This is a genomic window from Citrobacter sp. Cf088 (assembly GCF_030334295.1).
In the GTDB taxonomy this organism is placed as follows: domain Bacteria; phylum Pseudomonadota; class Gammaproteobacteria; order Enterobacterales; family Enterobacteriaceae; genus Citrobacter; species Citrobacter freundii.
Genome location: NZ_JAOWEE010000029.1, coordinates 43,066 through 55,574, shown reverse-complemented (window position 1 = coordinate 55,574; position 12,509 = coordinate 43,066). Strand labels below are relative to the sequence as shown.

Sequence of the window (12,509 nt, the reverse complement as noted above, 5' to 3'; positions counted from 1 at the left end):
AAAATAGACAATCCGGGAGTTTCTCATGACCTTTGAATGGTGGTTCGCCTACCTGCTGACCTCTATTATTTTGAGCTTGTCTCCAGGCTCTGGCGCAATCAACACTATGACCACTGCCATCAGCCATGGTTATCGCGGTGCCAGCGCGTCGATTGCAGGTTTACAGACAGGGCTGGGCATTCATATCGTTTTGGTAGGCGTGGGGCTAGGAACGCTATTTTCACGTTCGGTGATCGCATTTGAGGTGCTGAAGTGGGCGGGAGCGGCCTATCTGATTTGGCTGGGTATTCAACAATGGCGGGCTGCGGGCGCTATCGATCTGAACACCATGGCGAATACACAATCACGCAGTCGCCTGTTCAAACGCGCGGTCTTTGTGAATCTGACCAACCCCAAGAGCATTGTTTTTCTTGCCGCCCTGTTCCCGCAGTTTATCCTGCCGCAGGAACCGCAACTGATGCAGTACGTGGTGCTTGGCGTTACGACCATCGTGGTCGATATCATTGTGATGATCGGTTACGCGACGCTGGCCACGCGCATTGCAGGCTGGATTAAAGGACCAAAGCAAATGAAGGCGCTCAACAAAGTGTTTGGCTCGCTATTTATGCTGATAGGCGCTCTGCTGGCATCGGCAAGGCATGCTTAAAAGCAGATAAAAATACTGGGCCCACCCAATACCGAGTGGGCCAATCACTTAGCGCGAAATAATCAGATGGATGCCGAAACCCGCGAACAGCGCGCCAGCAAAACCATCAATCCACTTCGCCAGACGCTGATAGCCACGACGCATTTTCGGCAGCGCAAACAGGCTGGCGACCACGGTAAACCACGCCAGCGTTTCCACGATAATCAGAGCAAAAATCCCCCAACGCGCGCCCGTTCCCACGTTATCGCCAACGAACAATGAGAAGACGGAGCCAAAATAGATAATGGCTTTAGGGTTCGCCAGGTTGGTCAGCAGACCTTTCAAAAAGCTGCGTCCGCTCTGCGCCAGCTCCACCTGCGGAGTGGGAGCTGCAACATCCTGTTTTTTAAACGCGCCACGCAGCATCTGGTAGCCCATCCAGCACAGATACAGACCCCCACCGACCATAATAATGGTGTGCAGCCAGGCCATTTTTTCGATAATCAGATGCAGGCCGAGCAGTGCCACGCCAGCCCAGACCATGACGCCACAGGTAATACCCAGCACGCCCATCATCGCTTCTTTGCGCGAACGGCTAACCGCAGTTTGAGAAACAAAAAAGAAATCGGGACCGGGGCTCATCAGCGCAACGATATGCACCAACGCAACGGTGAAAAATAGCGTTAACATAAAAATGACTCGCGGGGGAATAGTTCAGTGAGTCACCATCCTGGCACTTTTTTGCCCGGCTGACTACTCTTCGTCGTCACCATCAACATGTGCGCGAATAAGCGCCATAAACTCTTTGCCAAAACGCTCAAGTTTACGCATTCCCACGCCGTTGACGCTCAGCATTTCACTCGGTGAAACCGGCATTTGTTCGGCCATTTCAATCAACGTAGCGTCGTTGAACACCACGTACGGCGGGATGTTCTCTTCATCGGCAATGGCTTTACGCAGCTTACGCAATTTGGCGAACAGTTTGCGGTCATAGTTGCCGCCGAAGGATTTCTGCATCGCGCGCGGTTTCAGCGCCACAATACGCGGCACGGCAAGCTGTAGTGGAACGTCACCGCGTAGCACCGGACGCGCGGCTTCGGTTAACTGTAACGCGGAGTGATGAGCAATATTCTGCGTCACCAGGCCCAGGTGAATAAGCTGGCGAATAACGCTCACCCAGTGTTCGTGGCTTTGCTCGCGACCAATGCCATAGACCGGCAGTTTGTCATGGGCCAGTTCGCGAATACGCTGGTTATTCGCTCCGCGCAGCACTTCCACGACGTACCCCATGCCGAAGCGTTGGTTAACACGGTAAATCGTCGACAGCGCTTTACGCGCATCCATGAGTCCGTCGTACTGCTTTGGCGGATCGAGACAAATATCGCAGTTACCACACGGCTCCTGACGCCCCTCGCCAAAATAGTTCAGCAGCACCAGACGACGACAGGTTTGCGCCTCGGCAAACGCCCCCATCGCATTGAGCTTATGCCGTTCGATATCCAGCAGTTGCCCAGCGGGTTTCTCTTCGAGGCAACGGCGTAGCCATGCCATATCAGCCGGATCGTAAAACAGCATCGCTTCCGCCGGTAGGCCATCACGTCCGGCGCGGCCGGTTTCCTGGTAATAGGATTCGATATTGCGCGGAATGTCGAAATGCACCACGAAGCGTACGTTAGGTTTGTTGATCCCCATACCGAACGCCACGGTCGCCACCACGATTTGCAGATCGTCGCGCTGGAATTTCTCCTGCACCTCGGCGCGTACGGCGTTTTCCAGCCCGGCATGATAAGCTCCGGCGCTGATACCCCGGCTTTGCAAACGCGCGGCGGTATCTTCAACTTTGGCGCGGCTGTTGCAGTAGATAATGCCAGACTTACCGCGCTGCTCTTGCACGTAGCGCATCAGCTGATCGAGCGGCTTAAATTTCTCCATCAACATGTAGCGAATGTTCGGGCGGTCAAAGCTGCTGATCTGAATTAACGGGTCGTTGAGTCCCAGCAGACGCACAATGTCCAGCCGGGTTGTCTCATCCGCGGTCGCGGTCAGCGCCACAAACGGCAGGGTTGGGAAACGTTGGCGCAACTGGCCCAGCGCCGCGTATTCGGGGCGGAAATCATGCCCCCACTGCGAAATACAGTGCGCTTCATCAACCGCCAGCAGCACCGGATTCCAGTGCGCCAGATGCTCAAGGAAGTTATCCAGCATCAGGCGTTCGGGCGCAATGTACAGTAAGCGAATCTGTCCTGTACGACAGCCTGCCATCACCTCAAGCTGCTGCTCACGACTTTGAGTAGAGTTAAGGCACGCCGCCGCCACGCCGTTGGCCAGCAGTTGATCGACCTGATCCTTCATCAAGGAAATCAGCGGAGAAACAACAACGGTGAGTCCGTTTAGCAATAATGCGGGAATTTGATAGCACAGGGATTTACCGCCGCCGGTCGGCATAACGACCAGGCAGTCGCGACCAGAGAGCACGGTGTCAATGATTTCTTCCTGACCAGGGCGAAACTGTTGGTAGCCAAAGGTTTCTTGCAAAACCTGTTTAGCGCCCATTTCCAGATTCAACACTTCCGCCTGCGCCACATTAACCCCATTAGCCTGAAATAAAAACAGGCGCTATTTTCAGCGCCTGAGAGAGAAACTGCAATGATTAAAATACTCTCAATACTTATCAGAAGATATCGTTGAGCATCACGCCCACACCAACACGGGTCTGATTGAAGTTATAGTCAATCAGCGATTCGCCGTAACCGCTGTAAACCTGGGTGTAAAGACGCACATGCTTCGTAATGGGGTAACTGACACCCAACTCAGCGCCGCCGTAACCGGTATTCCAGTTGTACTGACCTTTCGCACTTAAGACGGCGTCACCGAGGTGATAACCCAGTTTGAGCTGATAGTAGCCCATATATTTTGTGATATCAGGGTTATCGTCAGTGCTGCCGATGACGTACCACGGCTTAACTTCCACCAGCCAGTTACCGTTTTCAGCCATCAGACGAGTATAAAGACGGTTCCAGCTACGTGAAGTGGGATCGGAGCGGCCGTTGGAATCATGGTTATAGCCCATTTCGACATCACGAAGCGTCCAACCGGCAAAGCGGTAGTCGGTGGCGAAACCGAGGAACAATTGCGGTTCGTAGTTGGTTTCGCGAAACGGTGAAGACTCTTCACTGTTAGAAAGCTGCCACCAGGATTTCTGGGTATAGGAGCCGCCGAGCACCGAATTTGGGCCTAATATCCCGCGCCAGAGCGGAAACGCCAGGCTTAGCTGAAACTTAACCTCATCTTTGCGCGCATTTTCGGACCAGCTATAGCTGCTGATCGCTTCTTTGTTCATGTCGCTGGTATTGGTGTAGATAAGATAGTTGGTGTCATAAGGATAAAGCGTGAAAGGATTGTCATGCTCCTGCAGCATGTTGGCGATAATACTGCCGCGAACCGCGGGTGCATCATGAATCTCTTTCACTGTCGCTTCCTGCGCATACGCGGTCAACGGCAGCATGACTGCTGGTAGTAACCATCCCAGAATCGCCCGCATCGGTACTGTTCTCCTGAACCAAAATATTGATGAATTGTATAATTATCTGGCAAGTATTCTACATACTTAGCGAGTTCCTCGTTAGTTATCCCTTCCTAAAGTAGAAAACAACAAATAATAAGCATAATATCAACATTTCATTAACCATTGAGATGTAGGGATCGTATGTCTGCCGTACTTACTGCTGAGGAAGCGCTGAAGTTAGTGGGTGAAATGTTTGTCTATCATATGCCGTTTAACCGGGCGCTGGGACTGGAGCTTGAACGCTATGAGAAAGAATTTGCTCAATTAGCCTTTAATAATCAACCGATGATGGTCGGCAACTGGGCGCAAAGCATTTTACATGGCGGCGTGATCGCCTCGGCGCTGGACGTCGCCGCCGGACTGGTGTGCGTTGGCAGTACGCTAACCCGCCATGAGACAATCAGTGAGGACGAACTGCGTCAGCGGATGTCACGCATGGGAACCATCGATTTGCGCGTTGATTACCTGCGTCCAGGGAGAGGGAATCGCTTTACCGCCACCAGCAGCCTGCTGCGGGCGGGTAATAAAGTCGCCGTGGCACGCGTGGAACTGCATAACGAAGAACAGCTTTATATTGCCAGCGCAACCGCCACTTATATTGTGGGGTAAGTAGCCAAAAAAAGGTAAACTGCTGTTACATTTCTGCAATGAGTTTTCCCGATGGATGCTAAACAAACGCGGCAGGGCGTGTTACTCGCTCTTGCTGCTTATTTTATTTGGGGTATCGCACCTGCCTACTTCAAGCTGATTTACTATGTCCCGGCGGATGAGATCCTGACGCACCGCGTCATCTGGTCATTTTTCTTCATGGTGGTGCTGATGAGCATCAGCCGCCAATGGTCGGGTGTCAAAACGCTGCTCCAAACGCCAAAGAAGATCTTCCTGCTGGCGCTCTCGGCGGTGCTCATCGGCGGAAACTGGCTGCTGTTCATTTGGGCAGTCAATAATCACCATATGCTGGAAGCCAGCCTCGGCTATTTTATTAACCCGCTGGTGAATATTGTGCTGGGAATGCTTTTCCTCGGCGAACGCTTTCGCCGCATGCAGTGGCTGGCGGTACTGTTAGCCGCCTGCGGCGTGCTGGTACAGCTGTGGACCTTCGGATCGCTGCCAATCATCGCGTTGGGACTGGCGTTCAGCTTTGCTTTTTATGGTCTTGTGCGCAAGAAGATAGCCGTCGAAGCACAAACCGGCATGCTGATCGAAACCCTGTGGCTTTTACCCGTTGCAGCCATTTATCTGTTTGGCATTGCCGACAGCCCAACCAGCCATATGGGGCAAAACCCGATGTCGCTTAATCTGCTGCTGATTGCTGCGGGTGTCGTGACCACCATACCGCTGCTGTGCTTTACCGGCGCGGCAACCCGCCTGCGTCTGTCGACGCTGGGTTTTTTCCAGTACATTGGCCCTACGCTGATGTTCCTGCTGGCGGTAACGTTCTACGGTGAAGTACCGGGTGCGGACAAGATGGTTACTTTCGCGTTTATCTGGGTCGCGCTGGCGATTTTCGTAATGGATGCGATTTATACGCAACGACGGGTTCGTCGGAGCTAGGGGATTGCCGGATGGCGCTTCGCTTATCCGGCCTACAAAAACACATCACCGTAGGCCGGATAAGTCACCGCCATTACAGCCAGTTCTTGCGCTTAAAGTACAGATACGGCGCCAGACCGGCGAGCATCATAAAGACAATCGCCCCAGGATAACCAAAGCTCCAGTGCAGTTCCGGCATGAACTCAAAGTTCATCCCATAGCTGGACGCCACCAGCGTCGGCGGCAGGAACACCACAGAAACCACTGAGAAGATCTTGATGATGCGGTTCTGCTCGATGTTGATAAAACCCATCGCCGCCTGCATCAGGAAGTTAACCTTCTGGAACAGCGATTCATTGTGCGGCAGCAGAGATTCGATATCGCGCAGGATCTCACGCGCCTGCTCCAGCTGACTGCCCGGCAACCGCGCTTTACGCACCAGGAAGTTCAGTGCGCGTTGGGTATCCATCAGACACAAGCGTACCTTCCAGCCGATATCTTCCAGTTCCGCCAGCGTCGACAGCGCTTCGTCATATTCATCGCCCTGACGCCCTTCCATGATCACACGGCTGAGTTTTTCCAGGTCGCTGTAGATGTTTTCGATCTCATCCGCCAGTTGTTCAATTTTGGTTTCGAACAGGTCGAGCAACAGCTCGTAGGCATTGCCATCCACCATAGCCTGGTTACGCGCACGCATGCGGTACAGGCGAAAGGCCGGCAATTCGCGCTCGCGCAGGGTAAACAGACGGCCTTCGCGAATAGTAAATGCGACGGTTGAGTTACCCGCGTGATCGTCGGCGTCTTCATAAAAGAAGAAGGAGTGAATGTGCAGACCGTCTTCGTCTTCAAAAAAACGCGCGGATGCTTCGATGTCTTCCAGTTCAGGGCGCGTAGCCAGATTCTGGCCCAAGTCCTTTTGCACACGGTTTCGTTCTTCGTCATCCGGCTCGACTAAATCGACCCAAACCGAACTGGCAAGGTGCTCGATCTCGTCTGCCTCAAGGCGAGTTAAACGATTGTTTTCCAGTTGAAATGCGCTCAGCATGACCGGGACTCCCAATGCAAAAAATTATCGGACAGTTCGGAGGGCACACAGAAACAAATTGGGTTTCAGACCATTAAACAGCCTGACTCAGCGCGACGGGAAAAACAGAAGGTCGCTGACAACCGCGAAGGCTATCAGCAAAAAGGGATAGCCTTAGGAGTTGATCCTGGATGACAGGATAATGAGCCAGTATCTACTGGGTGTGTCCAAGGCGAATGTCCTCTTAGCGTAATCGTGCGCGCATGTTACGCCAGCAAAATTTTGACGTCAACACGCAACGAAACGCTAGCCTGGATAAATTACCTGCTCATCAGTAAGGCTAGCAGATCGTTACAAAATAATGATATTTTTCTGAAAGTTATACCGTTTCCAGTCGGGCATAGGCCGCCACCAGCCATTTGATCCCCTGCCCCTGGAACGCGACCTGCAAACGACTGTGCTCGCCGCTGCCTTCCAGATTGACAATGGTGCCCTCGCCAAACTTGGCATGGCGTACGCGCTGGCCAAGCTTATAGCCGGTATCGTTTTCCGCCATTGGCGTGCCCATTCGCTGATGGCTTACCGGGCGGCTGACCGTGGCGCGCAGACGTACCTCTTCAACACACGCTTCCGGCAGTTCACCAATAAAGCGCGACGGACGATGGTAAACCTCTTTGCCGTACAGACGACGCGTTTCGGCGTAGGTCAGCGTCAGCTTTTGCATCGCGCGGGTCACGCCGACGTAGGCCAGGCGGCGTTCCTCTTCGAGACGTCCTCCTTCGTCCAGCGACATCTGGCTGGGGAACATGCCTTCTTCCATGCCGACGATAAACACCTGCGGGAACTCCAGACCTTTCGCCGAGTGCAGGGTCATCAGCTGAACCGCATCCTGCCAGGTATCCGCCTGCCCTTCGCCCGCCTCCAGCGCGGCGTGAGACAGGAACGCCTGCAGCGGCATTAAGTCTTCATCTTCCTCGTTGTAGCTGAACTGGCGCGTTGCCGTCACCAGTTCGTCTAAGTTTTCGATACGCGTCTGGCCCTTCTCGCCTTTTTCCTGCTCGTACATCATGCGCAGGCCGGAGTCTTTAATCACCCGGTCAGTTTGCACGTGCAACGGCATATCGGCGGTCTCCTGGGCCAGGGCGTCAATCAGCTCCATAAAACGCTGTAAGGCGCTGGCAGCGCGCCCCGCGAGGGCTTTTTCCTGCAACAGCTCACGACAAGCCTGCCACAACGTTAGCTGGCGGTCACGGGAGGTCTGACGCACCACATCTAAAGTACGATCGCCAATCCCGCGGGTCGGCGTATTCACCACGCGCTCAAATGCGGCATCGTCATTGCGATTAGCGATCAGGCGCAGGTAAGAGAGGGCATCTTTGATTTCCTGGCGTTCGAAGAAGCGCATCCCGCCATAAATCCGATACGGCATGCTGGCCTGTAACAACGCCTCTTCCAGTACGCGCGACTGGGCGTTGCTGCGGTACAGAATAGCGCATTGTTCAAGTGCGCCGCCGTTGTCCTGCCAGGTCTTGATGCGGTTAACCACAAAACGCGCTTCATCAAGTTCGTTGAACGCGCAGTAAAGCGAGATCGGTTCACCGTCGACACCGTCGGTCCACAGCTTTTTACCCAGACGCCCGTTGTTGTTCTCAATCAGGGCGTTAGCTGCGCTGAGGATATTGTTGGTCGAGCGGTAATTCTGCTCCAGACGAATGGTTTCTGCACCCGGGAAATCGGTGAGGAAGCGCTGGATGTTTTCCACCTGCGCCCCGCGCCAGCCGTAGATCGACTGGTCGTCATCACCCACGATCATCACTTTACCGGTATCGCCCGCCAGCAGGCGGATCCAGGCGTATTGAATGTTGTTGGTATCCTGAAATTCGTCCACCAGGATATTGGTAAAGCGTTCGCGATAGTGCTGCAGGATATGCGGTTTGTTGAGCCACAGTTCATGGGCGCGCAGCAGCAGCTCGGCGAAATCAACCAACCCGGCGCGGTCACACGCTTCCTGGTAAGCCTGATACACTTTCTGCCAGGTTTGCTCAACCGGGTTGCCATAGCTCTGCAGATGGTGCGGGCGCAGCCCTTCGTCTTTCTGACTATTAATAAACCACATCGCCTGACGCGGCGGCCACTGCTTCTCATCCAGGTTCATCGCCTTGATCAGGCGCTTGAGCAGACGCAGTTGATCTTCGCTGTCGAGGATCTGGAAATCCTGCGGCAGGTTGGCATCCATATGGTGCGCGCGCAGCAGACGGTGCGCCAGACCGTGGAACGTCCCCACCCACATACCGCCCTGGCTGGTTCCCATGATCTGACCAATACGGTGGCGCATTTCCGCTGCCGCTTTGTTGGTAAAGGTTACCGCCATAATCGAATACGGCGAGTTGTTCTCTACCGTCAGTAACCAGGCGATACGGTGCACCAGCACGCGCGTTTTACCACTCCCCGCACCTGCCAGAACCAACATGTTGCTGCGTGGCGCGGCCACAGCCTGGCGCTGTTCGTCATTGAGGCTATCGAGCAGGTAAGAAACGTCCATTGGCACCGCCGGAATCAACAGGGCCCAGCCGGCCCCCTGGGAATTTATACAGAGTTGTTGGTGATTATATCAGCGAGGTCAGAGATGCCAACTGTGAAATTTCGATATGCGGCAGCAAACGGCTGTCAGCGGTGTGCATCAGGTCGGCATTTTCCGGTTTGATCCAGCAGGCCTGCATACCACAACGGATAGCGCCCGCGACGTCTGTCGTCAGGTCATCGCCCACATGCAGGATCTCACCTACAGGCATTTTCAGTTTTTCCGCCGCCAGCGTGTACATGTCGCTGAACGGTTTTGATCGTCCGTCGGGACCGGCGCGCAGCACAAACTCAAAGTAATCACCCAGGCCAAACAGTTCCGGCTGCGCGTTACCGTTGGTGATCGCCACCAGCGGCCATTTGCGAGCCAGCGCTTTCAGCGTGTCATGCGTCGTCTGTGGGACTTCAATGCGGCTACGCCATTTGGCAAAATTCATCATCGCCGCATTCGCCCCCATTCTGGCTTCTGCCGCTGACAAACCCGCCTCCAGCATAGCGCGTTCTACGGCCCGGTGACGCCATTGGGTAACATCGTGATAGATTTCCGGCTCGGCGTCGCGAACGGCCTGACGCAAGCGCTGTAGGTCGCTATTTTGCAGCGAATTCAACGCCGGATGGTAATTCTGTACAAACGCGAGCGCTTCCTGCTCGGTGCGTGTGATAACGGGACGGTTATCGTAAAGGGTGTCATCAAGGTCAAAGGTGAGCGCAGAAATGCGCCCCAAAGGCCGGTAAAAACGCATTATTTCCCCCGTTTGGCGCGCGGATGCGCCGCATCGTACACTGAAGCCAGGTGTTGAAAATCAAGATGGGTATAGATTTGAGTTGTGGAGAGATTGGCATGACCCAATAACTCCTGCACTCCGCGCAGATCGCCGCTCGACTCCAGCATATGCGTCGCAAAGGAGTGGCGTAATTTGTGGGGATGTACGTGGCTGTTCAGCCCCTGCTTGATACCCCATTCAGCAAAGCGTTTCTGCACGTTACGCGCCGAGATGCGTTTGCCCAGTTTTGACAGAAATAGCGCATCGTCATCGCAGCCAAAGAGTCCGCGTAGATCCAGCCAGTGCTCAATCCACGCCACCGCATTGCGGCCAATCGGCAGGCGACGCTCTTTACTGCCCTTACCCATCACCCACACTTCGCCGGTGTCGAGATCGAGATGTTTAATATCCAGCCCAACCAGTTCAGATAAACGCAGACCCGCGCCGTACATCACTTCCAGCATCGCTCTATCACGCACGGCAAGGGGGTCGTTGAGATCGATATCCAGCAGACGATTAACGTCGTCGACATCGATATTTTTAGGTAGATGACGCGGTGCTTTCGGCGCGGAAACGCTTTTTGCCGGATTGGCTTTCAGTTCGCCCTGATTAACCAGCCAGTCGAAGAAACTGCGTAACGCGGAAAGTCGCAACGCCAGGCTCGCCGGCCCCAGCCCTTTACGACGGCTGCGCACGGCAAAACTGCGCACCATGGCGGCATCACATTGTTGCCAGCTTTGCAGACCGGTCTCTCCGGCTAACGCAATGATGGCATCAAGCTGACGCTGATAATTAAGCAAGGTGATCGGGCTAAGCTGACGCTCAACGCCCAGATAGCGCAAAAAGCGCGCCACATCCTGAGAAAGGGGTGAATCGGTCATACGCGTTCAATCCAGCGCTCCAGCAGCTCCGGCAACATCAGCGAGATTTCCTGCAGCAATTGCGTGCCTTGCCCCTGCTGGTAATGATTAACATCACGACTGCTAAACAGCATCACGCCAAGGGATCCATCCTGCCCGAGCATCGACATCGCGACTGAGCCTATGGCTTTCGCCTCCGGCATCATCACCAGCAATTCAGGACCATTGAGCGGCCCAAGATAGTGCTGCGACTGGCCCAAACGCTGGATACGCAACGGTTCAAAAGCCTGACGGCTTAATGCCAGATGGGTGAATTTTGATGGCGCGCCAAGTCGCCAGCGATCCGGGAACAGACGAACCGTCGCTCCGGCCAGCCCTAGCTCACGCGCCCAGCGATGCAAGCGCATCAGCATGTCGTCAAGACTGCTGGCCGACACCAGCCGGCTTTGCAGACTTAACAGACGATAGAACAGGCTTTCATTGGCGTTGGCTTGTTCCATCAACAACGCCATGTTCTCTTCCAGCACGTTAATATGATTACGCGCCCGCGCCATATGCCATTCCACTAAAGAGACCGTGCCCCGCACTGGGTGCGGAACTCGCATCGCTTCAACGGCCTGGGCATTACGGATAAAAAACTCAGGATTACGTTGCAGATAATCGACGACCGCCCGATCGTCGAGCTCCATGAGCGTTTCCTGTAGTTCTTCCCCTGGTTGCTTCATAAGTGAATAAATCCGTCGTAGACATGTGCCGCCGGGCCAGTCATATACAGCGGATGACCCGGACCTTTCCAGGCGATATCAAGTCGACCGCCCGGTAATTCCACCCTCACTTCTTCTGCCAGCAGCCCCTGCTGGATACCGACTGCAACGGCTGCGCATGCACCGCTGCCGCAGGCCTGCGTTTCACCCGCGCCGCGCTCATAGACGCGCAGTCGGATATGCTCGCGTTTTACCACCTGCATAAATCCGATGTTGGCGCGTTCAGGGAAGCGTTCATGGCTTTCCAGAACCGGTCCCAGTGTTTCTACCGTGGCCGTATCAACATCATCAACCTGAATCACGCAGTGCGGGTTCCCCATTGAAACCACGCCGCACAATACTGTCTGTTCGGCCGCGCGCATAATATAGGTCTTCTCTGCTTTATTAGCGCGAAAAGGAACCTGCGAGGGTTCAAAATTGGGTTCGCCCATATTCACTCGCACCAGCTCGTCGTCGGTTACGGTTAATACCATACGACCATTCGCGGTACTGACGCGAATATCGCGCTTATTGGTCAGCCCTTTCAGGCGAACAAAACGGGCAAAACAGCGGGCGCCATTGCCGCACTGTGACACTTCACTGCCGTCGGCATTAAAAATACGGTAGTGGAAATCCAGCTCCGGATCATACGGAGGTTCAACCACCAGCAGTTGATCAAATCCAACGCCGAGATGTCTGTCGGCCAGGCGGCGGATCAGCTCTGGTGAGAAAAAGACATTCTGCGTTACCGCGTCGACGACCATAAAATCGTTGCCAAGGCCATGCATTTTAGAGAATTGCATCATTCACTCCGT

The 12,509-nt window shown here is 54.4% G+C and carries 13 protein-coding genes; 3 read left to right on the top strand and 10 right to left on the bottom strand.

Annotated features, from left to right (window positions below; all coding sequences use genetic code 11):
- Nucleotides 1-25 precede the first annotated feature (25 nt).
- Nucleotides 26-646 carry a homoserine/homoserine lactone efflux protein gene (gene rhtB, locus OGV71_RS02325; RefSeq protein WP_003828938.1) on the top strand — a complete coding sequence of 207 codons (621 nt, stop codon included), beginning with the start codon at nucleotides 26-28 and terminating at the stop codon, nucleotides 644-646.
- A gap of 48 nt (nucleotides 647-694) precedes the next feature.
- Here rhtB and rhtC read toward each other — a convergent pair whose 3' ends face one another.
- From rhtC to pldA, 3 genes are all read right to left on the bottom strand, one after another.
- Entirely contained in the window at nucleotides 695-1,315 is a 621-nt protein-coding gene (gene rhtC / locus OGV71_RS02320; protein WP_003828942.1) for a threonine export protein RhtC, read from the bottom strand.
- 63 nt (nucleotides 1,316-1,378) lie between these two features.
- Nucleotides 1,379-3,208 carry an ATP-dependent DNA helicase RecQ gene (gene recQ, locus OGV71_RS02315; RefSeq protein WP_003017915.1) on the bottom strand — a complete coding sequence of 610 codons (1,830 nt, stop codon included), beginning with the start codon at nucleotides 3,206-3,208 and terminating at the stop codon, nucleotides 1,379-1,381.
- Between the two features lie 88 nt (nucleotides 3,209-3,296).
- A complete protein-coding gene (pldA, locus tag OGV71_RS02310; RefSeq protein ID WP_003017916.1) occupies nucleotides 3,297-4,166 on the bottom strand; it encodes a phospholipase A in 870 nt (289 codons plus the stop codon).
- A 165-nt stretch (nucleotides 4,167-4,331) separates the two neighbouring features.
- On the opposite strand from pldA, the gene yigI reads away from it, so the two are divergent.
- Both yigI and rarD read left to right on the top strand, forming a co-directional pair.
- The gene (yigI, locus tag OGV71_RS02305; protein WP_139934959.1) at nucleotides 4,332-4,799 is read left to right on the top strand and encodes an acyl-CoA thioesterase YigI; all 468 of its coding nucleotides are present in this window, start codon (nucleotides 4,332-4,334) and stop codon (nucleotides 4,797-4,799) included.
- A gap of 51 nt (nucleotides 4,800-4,850) precedes the next feature.
- Nucleotides 4,851-5,744, top strand: a complete 894-nt coding sequence (gene rarD / locus OGV71_RS02300; protein ID WP_003841213.1) for an EamA family transporter RarD — start codon at nucleotides 4,851-4,853, stop codon at nucleotides 5,742-5,744.
- Between the two features lie 73 nt (nucleotides 5,745-5,817).
- Here the strand turns inward: rarD and corA are convergent, their stop codons facing one another.
- From corA to dapF, 7 genes are all read right to left on the bottom strand, one after another.
- Nucleotides 5,818-6,768, bottom strand: coding sequence for a magnesium/cobalt transporter CorA (gene corA / locus OGV71_RS02295; protein WP_003017920.1), 951 nt, complete (start codon nucleotides 6,766-6,768; stop codon nucleotides 5,818-5,820).
- 153 nt (nucleotides 6,769-6,921) lie between these two features.
- Nucleotides 6,922-6,978 (bottom strand): YsgD/CorL family protein, encoded by a 57-nt coding sequence (gene ysgD / locus OGV71_RS02290; protein ID WP_212723238.1) that lies wholly within the window; start codon nucleotides 6,976-6,978, stop codon nucleotides 6,922-6,924.
- A gap of 148 nt (nucleotides 6,979-7,126) precedes the next feature.
- On the bottom strand, nucleotides 7,127-9,289 hold the full coding sequence (gene uvrD / locus OGV71_RS02285) for a DNA helicase II (RefSeq protein ID WP_003017922.1): 2,163 nt from the start codon (nucleotides 9,287-9,289) through the stop codon (nucleotides 7,127-7,129).
- 64 nt (nucleotides 9,290-9,353) lie between these two features.
- Nucleotides 9,354-10,070 carry a 5-amino-6-(5-phospho-D-ribitylamino)uracil phosphatase YigB gene (yigB, locus tag OGV71_RS02280; RefSeq protein WP_003017925.1) on the bottom strand — a complete coding sequence of 239 codons (717 nt, stop codon included), beginning with the start codon at nucleotides 10,068-10,070 and terminating at the stop codon, nucleotides 9,354-9,356.
- Nucleotides 10,070-10,972 (bottom strand): tyrosine recombinase XerC, encoded by a 903-nt coding sequence (xerC, locus tag OGV71_RS02275; RefSeq protein WP_114681699.1) that lies wholly within the window; start codon nucleotides 10,970-10,972, stop codon nucleotides 10,070-10,072. The genes yigB and xerC overlap by 1 nt, the downstream gene beginning before the upstream one ends.
- Entirely contained in the window at nucleotides 10,969-11,676 is a 708-nt protein-coding gene (locus tag OGV71_RS02270) for a DUF484 domain-containing protein (RefSeq protein WP_204583138.1), read from the bottom strand. Before OGV71_RS02270 ends, xerC begins: the two co-directional genes overlap by 4 nt.
- On the bottom strand, nucleotides 11,673-12,497 hold the full coding sequence (dapF, locus tag OGV71_RS02265; protein WP_003017933.1) for a diaminopimelate epimerase: 825 nt from the start codon (nucleotides 12,495-12,497) through the stop codon (nucleotides 11,673-11,675). Before dapF ends, OGV71_RS02270 begins: the two co-directional genes overlap by 4 nt.
- Nucleotides 12,498-12,509 lie beyond the last annotated feature (12 nt).